General features: G+C 73.5%; 19 protein-coding genes, 3 tRNA genes and 1 riboswitch. Of the genes, 11 read left to right on the top strand and 11 right to left on the bottom strand.

Annotated elements, in window-relative coordinates; genetic code table 11:
* Position 1: 1 nt before the first annotated feature.
* From HS048_RS25715 to HS048_RS25700, 4 genes are all read right to left on the bottom strand, one after another.
* Positions 2-73, bottom strand: a tRNA-Gly gene (locus HS048_RS25715).
* A 77-nt stretch (positions 74-150) separates the two neighbouring features.
* Positions 151-221, bottom strand: a tRNA-Cys gene (locus tag HS048_RS25710).
* Positions 222-246: 25 nt separating this feature from the next.
* Positions 247-318 (bottom strand) — tRNA-Gly (locus tag HS048_RS25705).
* Positions 319-415: 97 nt separating this feature from the next.
* Positions 416-2,362, bottom strand: coding sequence for an N-acetylmuramoyl-L-alanine amidase (locus HS048_RS25700; protein WP_230881882.1), 1,947 nt, complete (start codon positions 2,360-2,362; stop codon positions 416-418).
* A 388-nt stretch (positions 2,363-2,750) separates the two neighbouring features.
* Here HS048_RS25700 and HS048_RS25695 point away from each other — a divergent pair, with 388 nt between their 5' ends.
* The 6 genes from HS048_RS25695 to HS048_RS25670 all read left to right on the top strand — a co-directional run bounded on the left by HS048_RS25695 (position 2,751) and on the right by HS048_RS25670 (position 11,036).
* Entirely contained in the window at positions 2,751-3,026 is a 276-nt protein-coding gene (locus HS048_RS25695) for a hypothetical protein (protein ID WP_068895504.1), read from the top strand.
* A 38-nt stretch (positions 3,027-3,064) separates the two neighbouring features.
* The gene (glmS, locus tag HS048_RS25690; protein ID WP_230881881.1) at positions 3,065-4,891 is read left to right on the top strand and encodes a glutamine--fructose-6-phosphate transaminase (isomerizing); all 1,827 of its coding nucleotides are present in this window, start codon (positions 3,065-3,067) and stop codon (positions 4,889-4,891) included.
* A 180-nt stretch (positions 4,892-5,071) separates the two neighbouring features.
* Positions 5,072-6,019, top strand: coding sequence for a tripartite tricarboxylate transporter substrate-binding protein (locus tag HS048_RS25685; protein WP_196468905.1), 948 nt, complete (start codon positions 5,072-5,074; stop codon positions 6,017-6,019).
* A 4-nt stretch (positions 6,020-6,023) separates the two neighbouring features.
* Positions 6,024-6,221: riboswitch (cobalamin riboswitch) on the top strand.
* 208 nt (positions 6,222-6,429) lie between these two features.
* On the top strand, positions 6,430-8,799 hold the full coding sequence (locus HS048_RS25680) for a ribonucleoside-diphosphate reductase subunit alpha (RefSeq protein WP_307832633.1): 2,370 nt from the start codon (positions 6,430-6,432) through the stop codon (positions 8,797-8,799).
* A 152-nt stretch (positions 8,800-8,951) separates the two neighbouring features.
* Complete coding sequence (locus tag HS048_RS25675; RefSeq protein WP_196468904.1) at positions 8,952-9,947, top strand: ribonucleotide-diphosphate reductase subunit beta; 996 nt, start codon at positions 8,952-8,954, stop codon at positions 9,945-9,947.
* Positions 9,948-10,013: 66 nt separating this feature from the next.
* The gene (locus HS048_RS25670) at positions 10,014-11,036 is read left to right on the top strand and encodes a mechanosensitive ion channel family protein (RefSeq protein ID WP_230881880.1); all 1,023 of its coding nucleotides are present in this window, start codon (positions 10,014-10,016) and stop codon (positions 11,034-11,036) included.
* Positions 11,037-11,045: 9 nt separating this feature from the next.
* On the opposite strand, the gene HS048_RS25665 is transcribed toward HS048_RS25670, so the two are convergent.
* Positions 11,046-11,690: a MarR family winged helix-turn-helix transcriptional regulator gene (locus HS048_RS25665; RefSeq protein ID WP_196468903.1), complete on the bottom strand. Its 645-nt coding sequence runs from the start codon at positions 11,688-11,690 to the stop codon at positions 11,046-11,048.
* Positions 11,691-11,802: 112 nt separating this feature from the next.
* Here HS048_RS25665 and HS048_RS25660 point away from each other — a divergent pair, with 112 nt between their 5' ends.
* Positions 11,803-12,621 (top strand): hypothetical protein, encoded by an 819-nt coding sequence (locus HS048_RS25660; RefSeq protein ID WP_196468902.1) that lies wholly within the window; start codon positions 11,803-11,805, stop codon positions 12,619-12,621.
* A 130-nt stretch (positions 12,622-12,751) separates the two neighbouring features.
* Here the strand turns inward: HS048_RS25660 and HS048_RS25655 are convergent, their stop codons facing one another.
* Positions 12,752-14,452, bottom strand: coding sequence for a pentapeptide repeat-containing protein (locus HS048_RS25655; RefSeq protein ID WP_196468901.1), 1,701 nt, complete (start codon positions 14,450-14,452; stop codon positions 12,752-12,754).
* Between the two features lie 98 nt (positions 14,453-14,550).
* Between HS048_RS25655 and HS048_RS25650 the strand changes: the two genes are divergently transcribed.
* Positions 14,551-15,315 carry an enoyl-CoA hydratase-related protein gene (locus tag HS048_RS25650; protein ID WP_307832632.1) on the top strand — a complete coding sequence of 255 codons (765 nt, stop codon included), beginning with the start codon at positions 14,551-14,553 and terminating at the stop codon, positions 15,313-15,315.
* 105 nt (positions 15,316-15,420) lie between these two features.
* Here HS048_RS25650 and glgC read toward each other — a convergent pair whose 3' ends face one another.
* Entirely contained in the window at positions 15,421-16,647 is a 1,227-nt protein-coding gene (gene glgC / locus HS048_RS25645) for a glucose-1-phosphate adenylyltransferase (protein WP_068895496.1), read from the bottom strand.
* Between the two features lie 49 nt (positions 16,648-16,696).
* On the opposite strand from glgC, the gene glgA reads away from it, so the two are divergent.
* The gene (gene glgA, locus HS048_RS25640; protein WP_068896120.1) at positions 16,697-17,878 is read left to right on the top strand and encodes a glycogen synthase; all 1,182 of its coding nucleotides are present in this window, start codon (positions 16,697-16,699) and stop codon (positions 17,876-17,878) included.
* 15 nt (positions 17,879-17,893) lie between these two features.
* Here glgA and HS048_RS25635 read toward each other — a convergent pair whose 3' ends face one another.
* The 4 genes from HS048_RS25635 to HS048_RS25620 form a co-directional block, all read right to left on the bottom strand.
* Positions 17,894-18,361: an OsmC family protein gene (locus tag HS048_RS25635; protein ID WP_196468900.1), complete on the bottom strand. Its 468-nt coding sequence runs from the start codon at positions 18,359-18,361 to the stop codon at positions 17,894-17,896.
* Positions 18,362-18,521: 160 nt separating this feature from the next.
* On the bottom strand, positions 18,522-19,337 hold the full coding sequence (locus tag HS048_RS25630) for a hypothetical protein (RefSeq protein ID WP_307832631.1): 816 nt from the start codon (positions 19,335-19,337) through the stop codon (positions 18,522-18,524).
* 259 nt (positions 19,338-19,596) lie between these two features.
* Positions 19,597-20,154 (bottom strand): GNAT family N-acetyltransferase, encoded by a 558-nt coding sequence (locus tag HS048_RS25625; protein ID WP_068895490.1) that lies wholly within the window; start codon positions 20,152-20,154, stop codon positions 19,597-19,599.
* A gap of 54 nt (positions 20,155-20,208) precedes the next feature.
* Entirely contained in the window at positions 20,209-21,516 is a 1,308-nt protein-coding gene (locus tag HS048_RS25620; RefSeq protein ID WP_196468898.1) for an MFS transporter, read from the bottom strand.
* An 89-nt stretch (positions 21,517-21,605) separates the two neighbouring features.
* Here HS048_RS25620 and HS048_RS25615 point away from each other — a divergent pair, with 89 nt between their 5' ends.
* Positions 21,606-22,292 carry a GntR family transcriptional regulator gene (locus HS048_RS25615; protein ID WP_196468897.1) on the top strand — a complete coding sequence of 229 codons (687 nt, stop codon included), beginning with the start codon at positions 21,606-21,608 and terminating at the stop codon, positions 22,290-22,292.
* A 28-nt stretch (positions 22,293-22,320) separates the two neighbouring features.
* Complete coding sequence (locus tag HS048_RS25610) at positions 22,321-23,523, top strand: S9 family peptidase (protein WP_196468896.1); 1,203 nt, start codon at positions 22,321-22,323, stop codon at positions 23,521-23,523.
* Positions 23,524-23,526: the final 3 nt, after the last annotated feature.

The raw sequence follows: 23,526 nt of genomic DNA, 5'->3' as shown, positions 1-23,526 counted from the left end.
GAGCGGAAGACGGGATTCGAACCCGCGACCCTCACCTTGGCAAGGTGATGCTCTACCACTGAGCCACTTCCGCGCGTCCCGCTGCGGGTCTCCCCTCGCGGCGCTCGCAACACTTTACCGGATCCCGCGGGCTCCGGCGTCCGTGCGGTGAGGTGGAGACGGGATTTGAACCCGTGTACACGGCTTTGCAGGCCGTTGCCTCGCCTCTCGGCCACTCCACCAGCCAGATCCCGAGGGACCTGTCAGAGCGGAAGACGGGATTCGAACCCGCGACCCTCACCTTGGCAAGGTGATGCTCTACCACTGAGCCACTTCCGCGTGTTTCCCGGCGAATTCGTCCGGGGCACGGGAGAACTCTAGCGCGTTCCCGGAGTGCGCGCGTCCAACCGGGCCGCCCGCCACGGCCGCGGGACGCTCAGCTCCGGAGCCGGACGACGTCCTCGGCCCGGACGAACATGACCCGGTGCCCGAACTGGATCTGGTGGTAGCGCGTCGCGCCCCGGATGAGGCGGTGCTTCGACGGGTCGAAGGTGACCGCGTGCAGGTGGGAGCCGCGCCGGGTCAGGCCGAGGCTGTAGCGCTGGCCGGCCGGGAGCCGGTACTGCAGCGGGACGGGCCGCTGCCGCTTCACCCCGCGCGGGTAGGCCGAGGCCTCGGGGTACGGCCTGCCGTACAGCCTCACCGAGGCCAGGCCCGGCCGGGGGGTGACCACGGGACCGCGGGCGCGTACGGAGGTCCGGGCGCCGGCGGGGTCGTGGAACCAGGCCTTCTGGCCGAGGTACCAGATCGCGGTCCAGTCGCCCCGGCGCTCGGCCAGGGCGTAGCGCTGGCCGGTCGAGGCGCGGGCGGCGTGGTCGTAGACGCTGTGGCTGGAACCCCCGGTCGGGTGTTTGCCGACGTCCCTGACCAGCGGGGCGTCGTCCGCCGGGGCGGTGCGCAGCCAGACCGAGGACGCGCCCGCGGGAGGGCAGGGGCGCGACCCGCCGCCGCACCCGGTGAAGTGGGGCCGGTGGACGGCGTAGCGGGGCAGGATCGTCACCGAGCGCGCGGGCCGCCGGCCGGAGAGGGCGGTCAGGGCGGCCAGGGCCGGCCGCGGAGCCCGGGCGGCCCGGTCCAGCGGGCGGCCCAGCAGCTCGAAGTAGTGCTCCCAGTCCCAGTAGGGGCCCGGGTCCTCGTGCATGCCGCGCACGGTCGCCGGGGTGGCGCCGGGCACGTTGTCGTGGCCGAGGATGTGCGCCCGGTCCAGCGGCACGCCGTACCGCCGGGCGAGGTGGCGGACCAGCCGGGCCGAGGCGCGGTACATCGCCTCGGTGTACCAGGCGCCGCCGCGGGCCAGGTAGCCCTCGTGCTCCAGGCCGATGGAGCGGGAGTTGACGTACCAGTTGCCCGCGTGCCAGCCGACGTCCTGGCCGCGCAGGTGCTGGGCGATGTGGCCGTCGCTGGAGCGCAGGGTGAAGTGCCAGCTCAGGTAGGCGGGGTTGGCCGCGAGCCGGGTCATGGCGTCGTAGCTCGTCTCCCCGTCGTGGATGACGATGTAGTCGATCTCCCTGCGGCCCTCGTAGCGGTCGTGGTTGCCGTAGCGGCCCTCGCCCAGCTTCCGGTAGGCGGCGGGGATCCACTCGCAGGAGACCCCGCGGGGGCAGTCGGGCCCGGTCCTGCCCCGGGTCTCCTGCCGCAGGGCGAGGCGCCGGGGCGCGCGGGCGTCCCGGTCCGTACGGCCCGCCTCCGCGCGGCCCGCCGGGGCCGCCGGGGTCAGGGCCGGGTCCGGGCGCAGGACCACCCGCTCGCCGTCGTCGGTCACCCGGGCGGCTCCGGTGCGGAGCGTCGCGTAGACCTCGTCGGCGAAGACCGCCGCGGCCCGGGCGTCGCGGGTCGCGGGATAGCGGGCCACCGCGTCGTACCAGTGGGCGGGACCGGCGCCCGGCCGTCCTCCGCCGCTCCGCTGGTGGTGGGCGAGGAGCGCGGCGCCGCCCGTGATGTTGGCGGCCGGGTCCAGGCGCAGCCGGGCGGGGGAGATCCCGGTCAGGCTCGCGGCCCGGTGCAGGGTGTCCGGCGGCGGGACCCGGTCGCCGCGGGCGGCGGGGCGGGGCGCCGCCACCCGGAGCGGCCGGGTCTCGTCGCCGCGCGGGTCCGCCCCGGCCGCGCCGTGGTGGTCGTCGCGGTGGCGGCCGGGGGAGGCGGCGGTGCGCGCGTCGACCAGGTGCATGGGACCGTACCCGCCCGAGACGCTCGGCCTGCCGCCGTGGGCGTCCCAGCGGGACTGCAGGTAGGAGACGGCGAGCAGCAGGCTCTCCGGCACGCCGTACGTCCGGGCGGCCCGGGCGAAGGCGGCCTGCCTGCCCTGGTGCGGACGTTCCCGCATCCGGCTCTCCGGGCCGTTCCCCGAGCCGTTTTCCAGGGCGCTCTCCTCGCCGTTCCCCGGGGCGGGTTCCGGGCCGTTCCCGTGGGCGTTCCCCGGGGCGGGTTCCGGGCCGGGGAGCGGAGGCGGCTGCGGGCCCGTCCGGAGGTTCGGTTCCGGGGCGGCGTGGGCAGAGGGCGCGCCGAAGGCGGCGGAGACGACGAGAGCGGCGAATACGGTGATGCACGGCAGGCGGCGCATAGTGGTTCCTCCCGCCCGGACCACTACCCACAGTAACGATCAACTACCGTATGTGATTCATGTGGTCGATCGGACGGAATCGCTGATTTCCTGCCCGATTCCGGGCAGGAAAGTTGGCGAATCGCGTTCCCCCTGCATATCGTCCTGGTCTGTGTCCACCGCATGGCATCCGCACGAGGAGCTGATCACTCATCTGACCCGGACGAGCGCGCTCGGGCCGGGAGAGGCGGCGCGGGTGGTGGCGGACGTGCTGGCGTACTTCTCAGAGGGGACCGAGGAGTACGTCCGGCGGCGCCACGCCGAGCTCAAGGCGAAGGGGCTGGTCAACGACGTCGCCTTCCCGCGGATCGCCGCGGAGCTGGCGGCCCGCCGCGTCTCGCCGCCCGAGCTCTCCCTGCGCCAGTTGCGACGGATCGTTTACGGATAAAACCGTACAAAGGGTACAAATATCTCAGTGAGAGGGTGATGATCATGTGTGGAATCGTGGCCTACGTCGGCCCGAAGGACGCGGCGCCGATCCTGCTGGAGGGCCTCCAGCGCCTGGAGTACCGGGGCTACGACTCGGCCGGCGTGGTCGTCTCCAACAAGGGCCTGAAGATGCGCAAGGTCAAGGGCCGCGTGGCGGACCTGGCGGCGGCCGTGCCCGCGCGGTTCAAGGGGACGGTCGGCATCGGCCACACCCGCTGGGCCACCCACGGCGTGCCCAGCGACGTCAACGCCCACCCCCACCTGTCGAACGACGAGCGCGTCGCGGTCGTGCACAACGGCATCATCGAGAACGCCGACGAGCTGCGGGCCAAGCTGGAGGCCGACGGCGCGGTCTTCCTGTCCGAGACCGACACCGAGGTGCTGGCGCACCTGATCGCCCGGACCGTCAAGGAGACCGACTCGCTGGAGGAGGCCGTCCGCCTCGCGCTCAAGCGGGTCGTCGGCACCTACGGCATCGCCGTGCTCGACGCCGAGCGCCCCGGCGAGGTGGTCGTGGCCCGCAACGGCAGCCCGATCGTGCTGGGCATCGGCGAGAAGGAGATGTTCGCCGCCTCCGACGTGGCCGCGCTGGTCCGCTACACCCGCCAGGTGGTGCACCTGGAGGACGGCGAGCTCGCGGTGCTGCGGGCCGACGGGTTCAACACCTTCGCCAGCGACGCGCGGGAGACCGCCAAGGAGCCGCTGACCGTCGACTGGGAGGCCGCGCACTACGACACCGGCGGCTACGAGCACTACCTGCTCAAGGAGATCTCCGAGCAGCCCGACACCGTCGCCCGCACCCTGCGCGGACGCCTCGACGAGCGCTTCAACGTCGCCCACCTGGGCGGCCTCAACATGGACGCGCGGGAGACCCGCTCCTTCCGCCGCGTGAAGATCATCGGTTGCGGCTCGGCCTACTACTCCGGCCAGATCGGCGCCCAGCTCATCGAGGAGCTGGCCCGCATCCCCGCCGACGCCGAGCCGGCCAGCGAGTTCCGCTACCGCAACCCGGTCGTGGAGGCCGACACCCTGTACGTGGCGATCAGCCAGTCGGGGGAGACCTACGACACCCTCGCGGCCGTCCAGGAGCTCAAGCGCAAGGGCGGCCGGGTGCTCGGCATCGTCAACACCGTCGGCAGCGCCATCGCCCGCGAGTGCGACGGCGGCGTCTACCTGCACGCCGGACCTGAGGTCTCCGTCGCCAGCACCAAGGCGTTCACCTCGACCGCGGTGGCCTTCGCGCTGCTGGCCCTGCACCTGGGCCGGGTGCGCGACCTGTCGCCGGCCGACGGCCGCCGGATCTGCGAGGGGCTGCGCGCGCTGCCCGACCAGATCAAGGAGATCCTCGCCCTGGAGCCGCAGGTCAAGGAACTGGCCGAGAAGTACGCCGACTCGCCGAGCATCATGTTCGTCGGCCGCGTCCGGGGCTACCCGGTGGCGCGCGAGGGCGCGCAGAAGCTCAAGGAGATCTCCTACGTGCACGCCGAGGCCTATCCGGCCAGCGAGCTCAAGCACGGCCCGCTGGCGCTGATCGGCCCGGAGATGCCGACCGTGGCGATCGTCCCCGACGACGAGCTGCTGGACAAGAACCTCACCACGCTGGGGGAGATCCGTGCGCGCGGCGGGCGGGTGCTGATGGTCGGCCACCGCGTCGCCGACCCCAAGCTGGCCGACGACTGCCTGGTCGTGCCCAAGAACGAGGTCGAGCTGGACCCGATCCTGCTGGGCATCCCGCTCCAGCTCTTCGCCTACCACGCCGCCGTCGCCCTGGAGCGGGACGTGGACAAGCCCCGGAACCTGGCCAAGAGCGTCACGGTGGAGTAGCCGGAACGCTGCGCCCGCTACGTCCCGTTCTGTGGCGGAAAGTAATGGTGCTGTAACCTAGAGTGCCAAGGGCACCCTGGGAAAGGGGCACCTATGCACCGTAGGCGGTTTTTCTGGATCACCGCGGGGATCGCGGTCGCCGCGGCGGGATGCGGGACGACGGGCGGCGCCGGACCTCCGGTGCCGGAGAGGTTGTCGGTCATCGCGCCCGCGGCCCGCGGGCGCGAGGCCGACCGGGTGGCCCGGGCGCTGGCGTCGGCGCTGACCGGCGACGGACTGGCCCGGACGGTCGAGGTGGAGAACCACCCGGGCGGGGCCGGGGCCGCCGCCCTCGCGGCCCTCGCCGCGTCGCGGACCTCCGGTGCGCCGTTCACCCGCGAGGGCGGGCTGCTGGTGGCCGGGATGCCGATGGTCGCCGGGGCGGAGACGTCCGGCGCCGCCCCGCTGGCCGAGTCCGCCACCCCGCTGGCCCGCCTGGTCGGCGAGTGGGCGGCGCTGGCGGTCTCCGCCGACTCGCGGCTGCGCTCCTTCGAGGACTTCGCCGCCCGGCTCCGCCGGGACCCCGCCGGGCTGGTGGTCGGCGGCCGGGCGGCCGGCGGCCCGGACCACGTCCTCTACGGCATGATCGGCAAGTGCCTGGGCGTGGACGCCCGCCTCCTCGAGTACACCGGGTACGCCGGGGCCGACCAGGCCGTCGAGGCGCTCGGCGGCGGATGGGCCGCCGCGATTCTGGCCCCGGCCCGCGTCCTGGCCGCCGGGCTCGCCTCGGGACGCCTGCGCGTGCTGGCGGTCTCCTCCCGCGAACGGATCGACGGGATCGAGGCGCCGACGCTCATGGAGCTGGAGGTCCGGCTGGAGTACGCCGACTGGCGCGGGCTGCTCGGCCCGGGGGAGATGAGCGCCGAGGACCGCGAGGCCGCCGTCGCGCTCTGCGACCGGATCGACGCCTCCCCGCGCTGGCGGGAACTGTGCGCGCGCCAGGGCTGGGAACGCGTGTACCTCAGCGGCGACGACTTCCGGCAGTGGCTCGCCACCGAGACCGAGCGCACCCGGGGCGTGCTCTACGAACTCGGGCTGCTGGGCTCGTCCGACACAAATTGTAGGGCCGGTTGCGCGATCCGCCCCTAGATGTAGGATCCTCCTCGTTGCTGGTTCGCCCCTGGCGGGGCGAGGAAAGAGGGAACCCGGTGCGATTCCGGGACTGCCCCGCAGCGGTGAACGGGAACGACCGCCGTCAGAGGCACTGGGGAGACCTGGGAAGCGACGGCCAGTAGGAAGCGCACGAACACGCCCGTGAGTCCGAAGACCTGCCGGTGACGCGTGGAAGGGGAGCCGGACCGGGCTCCGGGACGCCCGAGGGCGGTCCGGACCGCCCGGTGGGCGGCCCCGGCCACGCAAGCGGTCCAGGGCTTCGAGGGAGGGCCCGCGGACGAGGCGGTTCCCGCATGCCCTTCCTGCGGCCGGGATCCGCCCTCCGACGCGCGCCCGTTCCTCGAGAGCCGTACACACGGGGAATTCCAGCGCGCGAGGGGTGGCACGTGACACAGACCATGGCAGAGGCCGCGATCGGCACGGCGGGTGACGCGGCGGGCGGCGCGACCGGCACGGTGGTGACCGGCACGGCGGGTGACGCGGCGGGCGGCGCGGCGGGCGGTACGACGGCCGGCGCCGTACCGGGGGCGGGAACCGGCCCGGACGCCCGCCGGCTGGCCATCGAGGAGGCCGCCGCCCGGGTGATCACCGACCCGGAGAACTCCAGGACCGCCGCCGGGCTGCTGGACGGGCTGATCGCCGACGAGGCCGCCGAGCACGGCGTCCGGACCTTCTCGGAATCCGTCGCCGCCACCCACGCGGCCGGACTGGTCGCCGACCGGCTGGCGGAGTTCGTCGCGGCCAACGCGGCGGAGCTGGACGCGCTGGTCCGCGAGGAGACCCGGTTCGAGTACTTCGGCCTGCGCACGGTCTACGACCGCTACCTGCTGCGCCACCCGGAGACCCGCAAGGTCCTGGAGCGCCCGCAGCACTTCTTCCTCCGGGTGGCCTGCGGCCTGTCGGAGACGGTGGCCGAGGCCGCCGAGCTGTACGGCCTCATGACCACGCTGTCCTACCTGCCGAGCTCGCCGACCCTGTTCAACTCCGGCGCCCGCCGCCCGCAGCTGTCGTCGTGCTTCCTGCTCGACTCGCCGCGCGACGAGCTGGAGGCCATCTACGAGCGCTACGGGCAGGTCGCGCGCCTGTCGAAGTACGCCGGGGGGATCGGCATCGCCTGGACCCGGGTGCGCTCGCGGGGCTCGCTGATCCGGGGCACCAACGGCCACTCCAACGGCATCGTGCCGTGGCTGCGCACGCTGGACTCCAGCGTCGCCGCGGTCAACCAGGGCGGCCGGCGCAAGGGCGCCGCCTGCGTCTACCTGGAGACCTGGCACGCCGACATCGAGGAGTTCCTGGAACTGCGCGACAACACCGGCGAGGACGCCCGCCGCACCCACAACCTCAACCTGGCCAACTGGGTGCCGGACGAGTTCATGCGCCGGGTCGAGGCGGACGCGGCATGGTCGCTGTTCGACCCCAAGGACGTCCCGCACCTCACCGACCTGTACGGCGCCGCCTTCGACGCCGCCTACCGGGCCGCCGAGGAGGCCGGGCTGGCCGTGCGGCGGATCCCGGCCCGGACCCTCTACGGCCGGATGATGCGGACCCTGGCCCAGACCGGCAACGGCTGGATGACCTTCAAGGACGCGGCCAACCGCACCTCCAACCAGACCGCCCGCCCCGAGAACGTCATCCACCTGTCCAACCTCTGCACCGAGATCCTCGAGGTCACCAGCGACGCCGAGACGGCCGTCTGCAACCTCGGCTCGGTGAACCTGGCCGCCCACCTGGCCGGGGACGGGGTCGACTGGGAGCGGCTGCGCCGCACCGTCCGCACCGCCGTGCGGTTCCTGGACCGCACCATCGACCTGGGCTTCTACCCGACGCCCGAGGCCGAGGCGGCCAACCGCCGGTGGCGGCCGATCGGGCTGGGCGTGATGGGCCTGGCCGACGTGTTCTTCGCGCTGCGCCTGCCGTTCGACTCGCCGGAGGCGCTGGAGCTGTCCACCCGGATCGCCGAGGAGATCGCGCTCGCCGCCTACGGCACCTCCGCCGACCTGGCCGCCGAGCGGGGCCGGCACCCCTCCTACGGCGAGACCCGGGCCGCGGACGGGGTGCTCCACCCCGACCACTACGGCGACGGCCACAGCGACGGCCGCAGCGGCGGTCACGGGGCCTCCCGGTCCGCCGCGCGCTCGCCCGAGTGGGCCGCGCTGCGGGAGCGGATCGCGGAGACCGGCCTGCGCAACTCCCTGCTGATCGCGATCGCGCCGACCGCCACGATCGCCTCCATCGCCGGCTGCTACGAGTGCATCGAGCCGCAGGTCTCCAACGTCTTCAAGCGCGAGACCCTGTCGGGCGAGTTCCTCCAGGTCAACCGCTACCTGGTCCGCGACCTGCAGGCGCGCGGGCTGTGGAACGAGCGGATCCGGGACGCGATCAAGCGGGCCGACGGCTCGGTCCAGGACATCCCGGAGATCCCCGCCGACCTCAAGGTCCTGTACCGGACCGCCTGGGAGCTGCCGCAGAAGGCGCTGATCGACCTGGCCGCCGCGCGCACGCCGTACGTCGACCAGGCGCAGTCGCTGAACCTCTTCATGGCCACCCCGACCATCGGCAAGCTCTCCTCGATGTACGCCTACGCCTGGAAGTCGGGCCTGAAGACCACCTACTACCTGCGCTCGCGCCCCGCGACGCGGATCGCCCAGACCACCGTGGCCGCCGCCCCGGGCGCGCCCGCGCCCGCCGCGGTCGCCGACCCCGAGGCCGTCGCGTGCTCCCTGGAGAACCCCGAGGTCTGCGACGCCTGCCAGTAGGCCCGCCCGGCGCCCCGCCGCGACCCGACGCGCCCTGCCGCGCCTTCGTGCCTTTCCGCGCCTTTCCGTGCCTTTCCACGGCCCGGCGCGCGATCCGGCGACCTCACGCACGACCTCACGCACGACCCGACGACGACACGGAGACATCCAGCATGCTGCTCGACCCCGGCATGGACCTGACCCTGCGGCCCATGCGCTACCCGGACTTCTACGAGCGCTACCGGGCCGCCATCCGCAACACCTGGACGGTGGAGGAGGTGGACCTGAACTCCGACCTCGCCGACCTGGCGAAGATGACGGACCAGGAGCGCCACCTGATCAACCGGCTCGTGGCGTTCTTCGCCACCGGCGACTCGATCGTGGCCAACAACCTGGTCCTCAACCTCTACCAGCACGTCAACGCCCCCGAGGCCCGGCTCTACCTCAGCCGCCAGCTGTTCGAGGAGGCCGTGCACGTCCAGTTCTACCTGACGCTGCTCGACACCTACCTGCCCGACCACGACGAGCGGGTCAAGGCCTTCGCCGCGGTCGAGCACATCCCGTCGATCAGGGACAAGGCCGAGTTCTGCTTCCGCTGGATCGACTCGCTCGGCGGGCTGGACCGGCTGGAGACGAGGGAGGACCGCCGCGCCTTCCTGCTCAACCTGATCTGCTTCGCCGCCTGCATCGAGGGCCTGTTCTTCTACGGCGCCTTCGCCTACGTCTACTGGTTCCGCTCCCGCGGCCTGCTCGGCGGCCTGGCCACCGGGACGAACTGGGTGTTCCGCGACGAGTCCATGCACATGGAGTTCGCCTTCAGCGTGGTGGACACCGTGCGAGCGGAGGAGCCCGGTCTCTTCGACGACGAGCTCGCCGCGCAGGTCGTCCGGATGATGGAGGAGGCGGTCGCGGCCGAACTGGCCTTCGCCGCCGACCTGTGCGGCGACGGCCTGCCCGGGATGGGCGTCGAGGCGATGCGGGGCTACCTGGAGTACGTGGCCGACCAGCGCCTGGCCCGGCTCGGCATGCCCGTCCGGTACGGCACCGCCAACCCGTTCGCCTTCATGGAGCTGCAGGACGTGCAGGAGCTGGCGAACTTCTTCGAGCGCCGGGTTTCTGCGTATCAGGTGGCCGTCGAGGGGAATGTCACATTCGACGAGGACTTCTGATTATGGGCCAGCCATAGGGGAAACCTCTCGCCGGTAAAAAGTCGACGAGGGGGGACGCCGTCCGTGATGGACTGGATCATCATGCTGGTCGCCGTACTGGCCGCGGTCGCGGCCGTGGAGGTGGTGAGGCGGGTGCTGCGCTCACGACTGATCGGGGAGAAGTGGGTCCTCGCCGGCCCGCTGGTGCGGCGCTGCACCTGGCCCGCGTTCGCCACGGCCGCCGTGGTCGCGGCCTACACGGTCTACGAGCCGGGTGCCATGGCCGACGGCGAGGCCAACCAGAACATCCAGCGGCTGCTCAGCCTGGCGATGATCGCCTCCATCACGTGGCTGGTCATCCAGGCCGCCTACGCGGTGACCGACGTCGTGCTGGAGCGGCTGCTCAAGGTCGAGGGCGAGCGCAACCTGCGGGCCCGGCGCATCCGCACCCAGATCGCGCTGGTCCGCCGGGTCGCCTCGGCGGTGGTCGTCGTGGTCGCGCTGGGCGCGATGCTCTTCACCTTCCCGCAGATGCGCGCGCTGGGCGCCGGACTGCTCGCCTCCGCCGGCATCGCGGGCGTGGTCGCGGGCATCGCGGCCCAGTCGACGCTCGGCAACCTGCTCGCGGGACTGCAGCTCGCCTTCAGTGACGCGATCCGGCTGGACGACGTGGTCGTGGTGGAGAACGAGTGGGGCCGGATCGAGGAGCTGACCCTCACCTACGTGGTCCTGCGCCTGTGGGACGAGCGCCGGCTGGTCCTGCCCGTCTCCTACTTCACCACCAACCCGTTCCAGAACTGGACCCGGCACGGCAGCCGGGTGATCGGCCACGTGATGTTCCGGGTCGACTGGTCGGTCCCGGTGGACGAGCTGCGCACCGAGCTCTACCACGCGCTGCGCGAGCACCCCCTGTGGGACCAGAAGGACTGGGTGCTCCAGGTCACCGACGTCCTGCCCAACGGCCTGGTGGAGCTGCGCGCGCTGATGAGCGCCGCCGACTCCGCCAGCGCCTGGGACCTCAAGTGCGACATGCGCGAGCACCTGGTGAGGTTCGTCCGGGAGAAGTACCCCGAGTCGCTGCCCCGCTTCCGGGTCGAGACCTCCGCCTGAGGGCCTTTCCTACGCCTCGCCGGCCGGCTGGTGCTCGGCGCAGTCCACCCGCAGGGCGGCGTCCCCGAAGGGCGTGTCGAGCAGGCGGCAGTGGTGCGGCAGGTCCGGGTCGTCGTGCGCGGCGCGGGCGAAGAAGCGGCAGGTCACGCAGGTCCGGGCGACTGCGAGCACGCCGGTCCCGTGGAGGCGGGCCACGAGGTCGAGCAGGAAGCGCAGGGTGGCGGCCTTGTCGGCCTCCGGGGCGCCGCCCAGCCAGGCGGTGACGGGATCGGACCAGTGCGCCAGCTCGCCGGCGAGTCTCCGGCCGGCGTCGGTCAGCAGGAGGACGTGGCTGCGCCGGTCGCCCGGATCGGGTTCCCGCCGGACGAGCTCCTTGCGGCGCAGCGCCGTGAGCGCCTCGCTCATGGTGGCGGCCGAGACGTCGAACTCGGCGGCCAGGTCGCTGGAGCGCGGCGGCCGCGCCCTGCCGGACAGGTGCAGCAGCAACTGGGTCTGGATCGGGCTCAGCCCGTTGGCGTAGGCCTGCCGCCACAGCAGGGTGCGCACCGCGTGCCCGGTCCGCTCCAGCGCCGCGGCCAGCCGACGGTCCAGGTCGGCGCCGTCGGCGGCCGTCGGCGCGGCCGTGTCGGCCGGTAGCGGTCCTTCCTGCTGCACCGCTCCTCCATTCGTCAGTAGTCCTAAGCATAGAGGTTGACAGGGGCTCCACGCTCTTCTAATTTACTTCGGAGTCCGAAACTTAGGACTCCGAAAGAAAGAGAGGGTCACCATGTCCCGAATCCAGATCCGGGGGCGCCGCCTCACCGTCGCGGCGGCCCTCGGCCTGCTCGCCGCAGGCCTGCTCGCCACGCCCGCGGCCGCCCACCCGGGCGGGAAGGGCCATCCGGACGGGAAGGGCCACCGGCACGCCGCGGAGCACGACGGCATCCGCTCACCGCGCGGCGACGCCCGCCCGTCCGCCTTCGACCTCGTCCGCACCAGCGTGCGGCGCGACGGACGCCACCTCGTCTTCACCGAGCAGGTGCGCGGCCGCGCCGGCTCCGTGCGGCCCGAGCGGCACGGGTCCTTCGCCGGCAGCGAGGTGCTCAGCTATGTCTGGCCCACCTCGCTCGACCCCTCCGCGGTCGGGTTCACCGCCGGCAGCGGCACCCTGGCGCTCGCCGCGACCTCCCACCCCGACTTCGACGACACCCCCGGCTACGACGAGGACCGCAACGGCCGCACCGACGACGACGGCGCCCGCTGGCACAGCCACTGGGTGGTCCTCGTCCCCGACACCACCCGCCCCGACGGAGCGCTGAAGGTGCGCGACATCGCCGAGGGCGAGAAGCCGGACCTGCCCCGCACCTGGCCCGGGGTGCCGCTCTACCTCGACAGCCCGCCCTACCCGACGCGGCTGGACGCCCACACGGTGCGGATCCGCGTCCCCCTGGCGGACCTGGGCTTCCCGAAGGACTTCGCCTACGACGGCGTCACCGCCGCGCTGCGGATCAACGCCGATCTGCACGATCCGCTGCTGCGGGTGAGCAACGTGCTCGACGTCGCCTCCGGTGACCTCTCCCTGCCCGGGCGGGTCGGGCGGGGCTGAACCCCGCCGCGGATCTCCGCCGTGCGGGCGCGCCGCCTCGGGGGTCGCGCCCGCACACGGGACCGGAAGCCCTCACCGGGGGGCGCAGGGGATCCGGGACCCTCACGGGGAGACGGGGGATCCGGGACCCTCACGGGGCGTTCGACGGCCGGAGCACCCGGGCGGCTCCGGCGATCAGGGCGGTGGCCAGGATCCACCCGGAGGCCACCAGCGTCCAGGCGAGCCACCGGGTCCAGCCCACCGGCTCCCAGGCCCCGCGCTGCTCGAAGACGCTCACCGGGACCAGCAGGTCCAGCGTGTAGACGAAGGCGTTGAAGTGCCGGACGTGGTCCGGGTCGATCTTCACCGGCGGCACGGACGAGAAGACCGCCGTGCCCGCGGCCAGCAGCACCACCGCCCACAGCCCGGCCAGCCAGGGGCGGTAGCCGTACCCGACGGCGACGTCGAGCAGGCGGCCCCAGAACCGGCCGGTGGGCCTGAGCGTGCCGCGGTGCTCGCGCTGCTTGGCCAGCAGCACCCGGCGGGCGTCCGGCTCGTGGCCGATCCGCCGGTACCAGGCGGCCAGCTGCTCGTACGGCTGCGGCCGGTAGCCGCCCGGGTCCCGGCCGACCCACGAGAGCCGCTCGGCCACGGTCCACGGGCCGCGCAGCGCCTCGTAGGTCAGCCCGTTGAGCTGGACCCGGTCGGGGTAGGCGGCGGGGTGGTCCAGCAGCACGCCGATCCGCGAGTAGCCGAGATTGGCCTCGCCCTCGATCGCCGACGGCTTGAGGATCAGCTCGTCCACCTGCATGTGGCTCAGGTGCAGGGACCGGTCGGGCGCCTCCAGCGTCGCCCGGTCGAACGAGAGCACGCCGTTGATCCGCGCCCCGCGCAGCCGCACGGTGCCCACGGCGGTGAACCCCGCGCTGAACTCCGCCGCCGAGGACTCCAGGAAGTCGGCGTAGACGGCGTACGACGTGGCCGGGCTCTCCCGGAAGCCGGAGTGGCCGTACGGCTCGACGGCCGTAGGCTCGGCGGTCGCGGTCGCGGTCGCGGTCGCGGTCGCGGGTTCGGGCTCGGGCCCGGCGGCCGGGAGAGCGGAGTGCCGGGTGGCGGTGATCGACGCCTCCTGCAGGTAGAGGCCGCCGTTGAACCTGGCACCCACCATGCGCAGCCCGCCGGTGGCCCGCAGGCCCCGCAGGAACGCGCCGCCGTCCACGACCGCGCCGCCGGCCCAGACGGCCCAGCGGTGCCCGTCCTCCAGGCCGCGCTCCCGCCGCTCGGCCTCGCTGTACGGCCTCCTGACGTCCTCCATGAACCGCATCAGGTCGGGGTCGGCCGCGTCCGGAGGGCTCACCCGCGCCCTGGCGAGCCGGAGCTGGCCGGTGATGTGGGCGTTGTCCATCCGCAGGCCGCGCAGGGCGGAGCCGTCGAAGTCCAGCAGCCCGTCGACGGTGCTGCGCGCCGCCCGGACCCGGCCCAGTTCGCAGCCGCGGAAACGCAGGCCCTGGGTCTTCGCGTCGCTGATGTCGACCGTCCCGGACAGGTGGCAGTTGAGCAGGTGGAGCTTGGCCCCGACGGCGGCGTCCGACAGGTCCAGGTTCCCGGTGATCCGGGCCCCGGCCAGCCGCAGGCCGGGCGTCGCGCCCGGCTCCGGCTCCCGTGCACCGAGCAGTAGCGCCGCGACGACCTCCGCCCGGACCGTCCGCTCCGGCCCCCAGCACTCCCCGTTCGCCGGGTCGTCGGCCTCCGGATCGCCGGAGCGCAGGTCCACCCAGGCGCCCGTCTGATAGGCGTCCCAGAGCCGCCGCTCGGCCGGGCTCAGCCGCCGGAACGGACGCGTCAGTCGCATGCGGGCCCCTCCCGGGAGCGGTCATCGGCGGGGCCGCCCGCCGTACGGGCGCGGGGCCCGCCTCATGATCGGATCAGGGTCAAGGGAGAATCTATACCGTGCAGATCCGCAACGGCTTCCGGCTGACCATCGGTGACCCCGCCGAGCACGTCGCCACGCTCGTGATCGACCGGCCCGGCAAGCGAAACGCGATGAGCGCGGACATGTGGCGGGCGCTGCCCGGCATCCTGGAGCCGCTCGCGACGGACCCGGCCGTACGGGTGCTCGTGCTCACCGGAGCGGGCGGGACCTTCTGCTCCGGCGCGGACATCTCCGAGATCGCCGAGCTGTCCGAGGACGGCGACGACACCGGCCTGACCGTCACCGCGGAGCGGGCGCTGACCCGGTTCCCCAAACCGGTGATCGCGATGATCGAGGGCTTCTGCGTGGGCGGCGGCTGCCAGCTCGCGCTCGCCTGCGACCTCCGCCTGGCCGCCGGCGGCGCCCGCTTCGGGATCACCCCGGCCAAGCTCGGCATCGTCTACCCGCTCTCCTCGACCCGCCGCCTGGTCGAGCACGTCGGCCCGTCCGCGGCCAAGTCGCTGCTCTACACCGCCGACCTGATCGACGCCGCACGGGCGCTGCGCATCGGCCTGGTCGACGAGGTCCTGCCGGCCGGGGAGCTGGCCGGCCGGGTGTACGGCCTGGCCAGCACGATGGCCGGGCGGTCGCAGCTCACCCTGGCGGCCGGCAAGGAGATCGTGGACGGCCGGACGGGGGAGGAGGCCTTCCGGGCCTGGCAGAAGGCCTCCCGGGAGGAGCTGGCCGAGGGCGTCGCGGCCTTCCTGGAGCGCCGCCCGCCCCGCTTCACCTGGGGCCGGTGACGGCCGGTCCCGCCACGGGGCGCGCCCCGGCCGCGGAGGACGGGATCCGGCCCCCGGCGCGGGGTGCGGACGGCGGCAGCCCGCCGCCGTCCGGCGCGGCGGGCCCTACCGGTCGACGATCTCGTTCTTGCCGATGACCACGACGCCGCTGCTGGTGACCGCGAAACGGGAGCGGTCGTGCTCCAGGTCGAAACCGATCCGGGCGCCGTCCGGGATGACCACGTTCTTGTCGATGATGGCCTTGCGCACGATCGCGCCCCTGCCCACCTTCACGTTGCCCATCAGCACGGAGTCCTCGACCACGGAGTGGGAGTGCAGCACCACGCCGGGGGAGAGGACGGACCTCTCGGCCAGACCGCCGGAGACGATCACCCCGGAGGAGACCAGCGAGTCGATCGCCCGGCCGACCCGGTCGCCGTCGTTGTGCACGAACTTCGCCGGGGGGAGCGGGTCGTGGCCGGTGTAGATCGGCCAGCGGTCGTTGTAGAGGTTGAAGAACGGGTGCGCCGAGATGAGGTCCATGTGCGCCTCGTAGTAGGCGTCCAGGGTCCCCACGTCGCGCCAGTAGCCGCGGTCGCGCTCGGTCGAGCCGGGCACGACGTTGTCGGCGAAGTCGTAGACCTCGGCGCTGCCGCTCTTGACCATCATCGGGATGATGTTCCCGCCGAGGTCGTGCTTGCTGGTGGGGTCGAGCGCGTCCTCGCGGAGCGCGTCGATCATCGCCTGGGTCCGGAAGACGTAGTTGCCCATCGAGGCGTACACCTGGTCGGGCGCGTCCGGCAGGCCCACGGCGTCGGTGGGCTTCTCCCGGAACGCGGTGATCCGCCGCCCCGCCGGGTCGGTCTCGATCACCCCGAACTGGTCGGCCAGCGACAGGGGCTGCCGGATCGCCGCCACGGTCACGTCCGCGCCGGAGTCGATGTGCTGCTCCACCATCTGCCGGGGGTCCATCCGGTAGATGTGGTCGGCGCCGAACACGATGACGTGCTCGGGCATCTCGTCGTAGACCAGGTTCAGGTTCTGGAACAGCGCGTCGGCCGACCCGGAGAACCAGTGCGGCCCGAGCCGCTGCTGCGCCGGGACCGGGGTGACGTAGTTGCCGAGCATCGCCGACAGCCGCCAGGTGCGCGAGATGTGCCGGTCGAGGCTGTGGTTCTTGTACTGCGTCAGCACGACGATCTTCAGGTAGTGACCGTTGGCCAGATTCGACAGCACGAAGTCGATCAGCCGGTAGATCCCTCCGAACGGCACCGCCGGTTTGGCCCGGTCCGCAGTCAACGGCATGAGCCGCTTGCCTTCACCGCCGGCGAGCACGATCGCGAGGACTCTCATACCCAGGACCTTAACCTGACGAAGGGGGATGAAACACTAGGGTGTGACCATGCGAGTCGATCTACTGAGCCGCGAGTACCCGCCGGAGGTTTACGGCGGTGCCGGAGTGCACGTCGAGTACCTCGCCAGGGAGCTGAGGGCGCTGGCCGACACCCGCGTCCGCTGCTTCGGGGCCCCGCGGACCGAGCCCGGGACCGACGCCTACCGGGTCCCCGGCGGGCTGGGGGCGGCCAACGCCGCGCTGCAGGTGCTCGGGGTGGATCTGGAGATGGCCGCGGGGTGCGAGGGCGCCGACCTCGTGCACAGCCACACGTGGTACGCCAACTTCGCCGGCCACGTGGCCAAGCTGCTGTACGGCACGCCGCACGTGGCGACCACCCACAGCCTGGAGCCGCTCCGGCCGTGGAAGGCCGAGCAGCTCGGCGGGGGGTACACCCTCTCGTCATGGGCCGAGCGGACCTCCCTGGCCGCGGCCGACGCGATCATCGCGGTCTCGGAGGGCATGCGCCGGGACGTGCTCGCCTGCTACCCGGAGATCGACCCGGCGCGGGTCTCGGTGATCCACAACGGCATCGACACCGACGAGTACGCCCCGGACCCCGGCACCGACGTGCTGAAGAAGCACGGCATCGACGCCGGCCGGCCGTACGTCGTGTTCGTCGGGCGGATCACCCGGCAGAAGGGCCTGGTCCACCTGCTGCACGCGGCCCGGGACCTGCACCCCGACGCCCAGCTGGTGCTCTGCGCGGGCGCCCCCGACACGCCCGAGATCTCCGCCGAGGTGACCGGCCTCGTCCGGGAGCTGGAGCGGGACCGGGCCGGGGTCGTCTGGATCTCGGAGATGCTCCCGCGCCCCGAGGTGATCCAGATCCTCACCCACGCCGCCGTGTTCGTCTGCCCCTCGGTCTACGAGCCCATGGGCATCGTGAACCTGGAGGCCATGGCGTGCGAGACCGCCGTGGTCGCCACCGCCACCGGCGGCATCCCCGAGGTCGTGGCCGACGGCTCGACCGGGCTGCTGGTCCCGATCGAGCAGACCGCCGCGGACGGCACGCCGGACGACCCGGCCCGGTTCGCCGCCGACCTCGCCGAGCGGGTCAACCGGCTGCTGGCCGACCCGGCGCTCGCCGCCGAGCTGGGCCGGGCCGGGCGGATCCGGGCCGTGGAGCACTTCTCCTGGGCCCGGATCGCCGAGCGGACGATGGAGCTCTACCGGTCGCTCGTGCCCTGACGGGTCCGGAGGGGGTCAGAACCCGATCACGGGCTCGGGCCTGACGGGGAAGTTCACCGAGCGGGCGATGAAGCAGTACGCGTGGACCTCGCCGTGCAGGCGCTCGGCCGTGGCCGCCATCTCGGCGGAGGCGACGGTCACGGCCGGCCGGAGCACGACCTCGGCGAACCGCCCCGAGCCGTTCCCGTCCTCCAGCATGACGCCCTCCGGCTCGTCCGTGTAGCCGGTCACCACGACGCCGTTGACCGTGCACAGGTGCAGGTACCAGAGCATGTGGCACTGGGAGAGCGAGGCGACGAGCAGCTCCTCGGGGTTCCAGCGGGAGGGGTCGCCCCGGAAGGCGGAGTCGGACGACCCGGCCAGCGGCTCCTTGCCCGGGGCGGAGACCTCGTGCTCCCGGCCGTAGCCGCGGTAGCTCGCGGTGCCCTCGCCGCGGTTCCCGGTCCAGGTGACGGTGAGCCGGTAGCGGTGTTCGCGTGTCATGCCGGAATCATGGCGGAGCGATCGCGACCGGAACCGGCCGGGGCGCCCGCGGAAGGGCGCACGGTCCACGGCGGCCGTGTCCGCCGGGCCGCCGGAATCCGTACCGCGGGCGGGGCGCGCCCGCGGGGACCTCCGTCCGCCGCGGGCGCGCCCGGGAGCCCTACGCCTCGGCGAGCACGCTTCCGTAGGCGCGGGCGGCCAGGTCCGCGATGAGCCCGTGCGAGCCCAGCAGGGCGGCGCACTCGATCCCGGCGTCCCCGGCCGCCGCGTCCGCGAGCCCGGGATCGGCCTCGGGGCCGATCAGGCAGGGGGACAGGGCGATGCGCCCGGCGCCGATGCCGCGCAGCCGCTCGGCCGCGTCGGCGACGGAGGGGGCGCCGTCCAGGGAGGCGACCAGCACGGGGAGCGTCAGCCGGGAGGCCAGCAGCACGGCCGTCGGCTGCGCCTCCACCGCCCCCCGGTCCCCGCCGACCGTGGCCAGGACGACCGCGTCGACCGGGCTGGAGACGTTGAGCAGCCGCACCCGGTCGGGCCTGGCGAGGTCCTTCTCGGCGAGCCGGATGTGCAGGGCCTCGGCGAGCAGCGGGTGCGGGCCGAGGTGCTCGGTGACCGTCACGGTCGCCCCGCTCGCCGCCACCGCCTCGGCGATCATCCGGTCGGCGGCGGGGTGCGGCCCGGTCAGCAGGGGCACCACGATGGCGGCCACGCCGTCCTCGGGCCTGGAGCGGGCGGCGGCCTCCAGTTCGGAGGTCAGCTCCTTGCCGTCCTCGCCGAGACCGGCCAGGCGGACCTCGATCTGCGGGTTGTCGACCCGGACGGTGGCGGCGAGCTCGGCGGCGGCACCGGACGCGTCGCCGGGTACGGCCAGCACGAGCGCGGGGGCCTCGGGCGGGAGCTGGGAAGGCACGGGCCTGCGGTGCCGGCCGGAGGGCCGGGCGGCGCGTCCGCGCACGGGGAGGCTGGAACTCTCACTCACACGCGCGAACTCTAGGGCCATTTCGGTCGCTCCGTCGCCGGAAAACGGCAGCGATTCCGTCACAACCTGCCGGGACGCCGGAGGAGGCGCCCCCACCGCGCCCTCTCGAGTCCTCCCGCACTCCCGCACTCCCGCGGTGCCCCGCCACGGGTGCCCGTCGCGGTGCCCGCCGCAGCGCCCGGCACGGTGCCCGCCACGGGCGCCCGCCGCCGTGCCCCGCGGCGCCTTCGCGGGACCGCCGGGGGCGCGCCCGGAGCGGTCAGGTGTCGCGCTGGCCCTCCCACTCGTCCTCCAGCGCCGAGTGCACGATGGAGTCGCGCCAGGAGCCGTTGACCCGCACGTGGTGCCGGATCCTGCCCTCCTCGACCATCCCGGCGACCAGCATCGCGAGCTGGGCGGCGGTGTTGGCAGGGGAGCGGGCGCCCCAGATGCGGTGCAGGCGCAGATGCTTGAAGCCGAACGTCAGCAGCAGCCTGATCAGGTCGGTGCCGATCCCCCGCCCCCAGTGGTCGGGACGGAGCCCGAGGCCGATCTCCGCGCTGTGCGGGTGGTCGGCCTCGATGTGCAGCCGGGCGACGCCGATGACCTCGCCGCCGTCCAGGTCGGTCACCGCCAGCACGTAGAGCCGCCGGGGCTGCACGCCCGCGGACTCGATCGCCTCGGCGACGATCTCCTCGACCTCCTCCCTGGTGCGGGGGTCGAACGGCAGGTGCTCGGTGGTCGCCGGATCGCCGTACACGGCGTGCAGCGCGTCCACGTCGGCGGGCGTCACTTCCCTCAGTCCGAGTCTCTTGCCGGAGATCTCAACAGGGCGCATGCGCAGACGCTAACGTCTCACGCGTCCCGCGGCTAGAGATGATTCCGGTCAGGATCATTTCCCGATTTCGGCGCGATTCGTCGCGGGCGGCACCCGGGTGGCCTGGGGAGCGCTCTCCGGAGCGATCAGCAGGCCGGCGGCGGTGACGGCGAGGGCCGCGACCACGTAGAGGGAGATCGCCACCGTGGTCTGGAACCTGCCGAGCAGCTCCAGGGCGACGATCGGGGCCAGCGCGCCGCCGAAGATCCCGGCGACCTGGTAGCCCATCGAGGCGCCGCTGTAGCGCAGCCGGGTGCTGAACAGCTCGGCGATGAACGCCGCCTGCGGACCGTACATCGCGGCGTGGCAGGCCAGCGCCACGATGGAGGCGAGCGCGATCACCGGGAAGGACCTGCTGTCCAGCAGCGGGAAGAAGGCGAACACCCACAGCGCGGTCGCCGCCGCGCCCGCCAGGTAGACCGGGCGCCTGCCCACCCGGTCCGACAGGGCGCCGAACAGGGGGATGAGGAGGAGCTGGACGGCCGAGCCGATCAGCACCGCGTTCAGCGCCACCCCGCGGTCCAGCTTCAGGGTCTCGCTGACGTACGAGAGGCTGTAGGTGACGAAGGTGTAGAAGGCGACGTCCACCCCGATGCGCGCGCAGAAGGCCGAGGCCAGCGCCCGGGGGTGGGTGCGCAGGACCTCCACCAGCGGCATCTTCGCCTTCTGCCCGCTCTGCTCCACCTCGGCGAAGAGCGGCGACTCCACGATCCGGAGCCTGATCCACAGGCCCACGGCCACGAGCAGGCCGGACAGCAGGAACGGCACCCGCCAGCCCCAGGACAGGAACGCCTCCTCCGGCAGCGCCGCGGACATGATCCCGAGCACGCCGGCCGCCAGCAGGTTCCCGGCGGGCACGCCGGCCTGCGGCCAGCTCGCGTTGAAGCCGCGCCGCCCGGGATCGCCGTGCTCGATGGACATGAGCACGGCACCGCCCCACTCGCCGCCCAGGCCCAGTCCCTGCAGGAAGCGCAGGGCGACCAGGAGCAGCGGCGCGGCGACGCCGAGCGTGGCGTGGGTGGGCAGCAGGCCGATGAGGAAGGTCGCGATGCCCATCAGCAGCAGGGTGGCCACCAGCACGTTCTTGCGGCCGGCGCGGTCGCCGAAGTGGCCGAAGACGATGCCGCCCAGGGGGCGGGCGACGAACCCGATGGCGTAGGTGAGCAGCGCCAGCAGTGTGCCGGTGAGGGGTTCGAAGGTGGGGAAGAAGAGCTTGTTGAAGACCAGGGCCGCGGCCGAGCCGTACAGGAAGAAGTCGTACCACTCCAGGGAGGTGCCGATCAGTCCGGCGAGGACGACCCGCCGGGTCTGGGAGCCTGCCATCGCGCTCGCTCCTTACGCTGGGGATTAGATTCAACATAAGGATCGTTCAACAATTCGACAATAGGCTTGTTCGATGATTCTGTGGGGCCGTGAACGACGCCGTCGCCGAACTCGAGCACGACCGCGACCGCCTGGGGCGCAGCAGCACCGCCGAGCGGGTCGCCGACATCCTGCGCGAGCGGATCGCCGAAGGGCTCTTCGCGCCGGGCCGGCGCCTGTCGGAGGAGGCCATCGGGACGGCGCTCGGGGTCTCCCGCAACACCCTGCGCGAGGCCTTCCGGCTGCTCGGCCACGAGCGCCTGCTGGAGCACCGGCTCAACCGCGGGGTGTTCGTGCGGATGCTCTCGGCCGAGGACGTGGCCGACCTCTACCGGGTGCGCCGGGTGATCGAGGGCGCCGCCGTACGGCACAGCGCCGGAGCCCCGCCGGAGAGGTTCGCCGCGGTCCGGCGGGCCGTCGCCGACGCGGCCCGCGCCGCCGAGGAGGGCCGCTGGCAGGACGTGGGCACCGCCAACATCCGCTTCCACCAGGCCCTGGCCGCGCTGAACGGCAGCCCCCGGCTGGACGAGGCCATGCGCCAGCTCCTGGCCGAGCTGCGCCTGGTGTTCCACGTCATGGACAACCCCCGCGACTTCCACGAGCCGTTCGTGGCCCGGAACCTGGAGCTGCTGGAGCTGCTGGAGGCCGGACGGGCGGAGGAGGCCGGGCGCGCGCTGGAGTCCTACCTCGACGACGCCGAGGAGCTCCTGGTCCGGGCGTTCGCGCCGGACCGGTGACCGCGGGCGGATGGGGGACAATGGGCGGATGACCCCGCCTGTCACGGATGCCGCCGACGTCGATGTCCGCGTGCTCGCCGGTCCCGGCCTGGTCGCCGACCTGCGGCTGCTGGCCGAGGTCGCCGACCGGGAGTTCGCCGCGCTGGGGGTGCGCGGGAGCGTCGCGGCGCTCCCCGGGGCCGCCGAGCTGGAGGCCGCGGTCCTGGAGTCCTCCGGTCCCCTGGTCGTCCTGCCCGGGCCCGACCCCGAGGCGCGAGCCCTCATCGCCCGGCACCCCCGCGCCGTCTGGCTGGACCTCCACCGGGTGGCGGAGCCGGCGGGCCCGGGGCACCTGCACGGGCGCGGGGTCTGGGGACTGGCCTGGGCGATCCGCCACGCCGTGCACCGGCTGCTCCGGCCCGCCCGCCGGGTCGCCTACGGCGCGCACCCCGACCAGTGGGCGGAGGTACGGCGGCCGCATGGGTCGCCGGACGAGTCGTGGGACGGCCCGCGAGGTGACCGGCAGGGCGGCCCGGGGGGTGATCGGTGGAGCGGCTCGGGGGACGACCCGAAGGGCGGTCGGCGGGAGCCGGTCCCGGTGGCAGTGGTGCTGCACGGCGGCTACTGGCGGTCGGTCTGGGGCGCGGACCTGATGGACGCGCTCTGCGCCGACCTGGCCGGGCGCGGCCTCGAGACCTGGAACCTCGAGTACCGCCGCCCCGACCGGCACGGCTGGGCCGCGACGACCGCGGACGTGGCGGCGGGGCTCGCCTTGGCGGCGGAGGGCGCGCGGGGGCCGGTCGTGGTGATCGGCCACTCCGCGGGCGGCCAGCTCGCCCTGCGCGCGGCGGCCGACGACGGCCGGGTCGCGCTGGCGGTCTCCCTGGCGGGGGTGCTCGACCTGGTGGAGGGCGACCGCCGCCGGCTCAGCGGGGGCGCGGTCGCCGCCGCCCTGGGCGGTCCGGCCGACGAGGAGCCCGAGGTCTACGCCCGCTCCAGCCCGCTGGAGCGCCTCCCGCTGAAGGTCCCGCAGCTCGTCGTCCAGGGCGACGGGGACGACCTCGACCTGGTCGACCTGGGCCGCCGCTACGCGAGGGCCGCCCGCGCCGCGGGCGACGACGTGACGTACCTGGAGGCGGCCGGCGACCACTTCGACGTGATCGACCCCGCCTCGCCGATCTGGCGCACCACCGCCGAGATGATCGCCGACCGGGTCCTGCGGGGCCCCGAGGGTCCGCCGGGAGGCCGGTGACGC

The organism is Planomonospora sp. ID91781 (assembly GCF_015711595.1).
In the GTDB taxonomy this organism is placed as follows: domain Bacteria; phylum Actinomycetota; class Actinomycetes; order Streptosporangiales; family Streptosporangiaceae; genus Planomonospora; species Planomonospora parontospora.
Note: the sequence above shows the minus strand (reverse complement) of the source record. Positions and strands in the feature narration are given on the sequence as shown.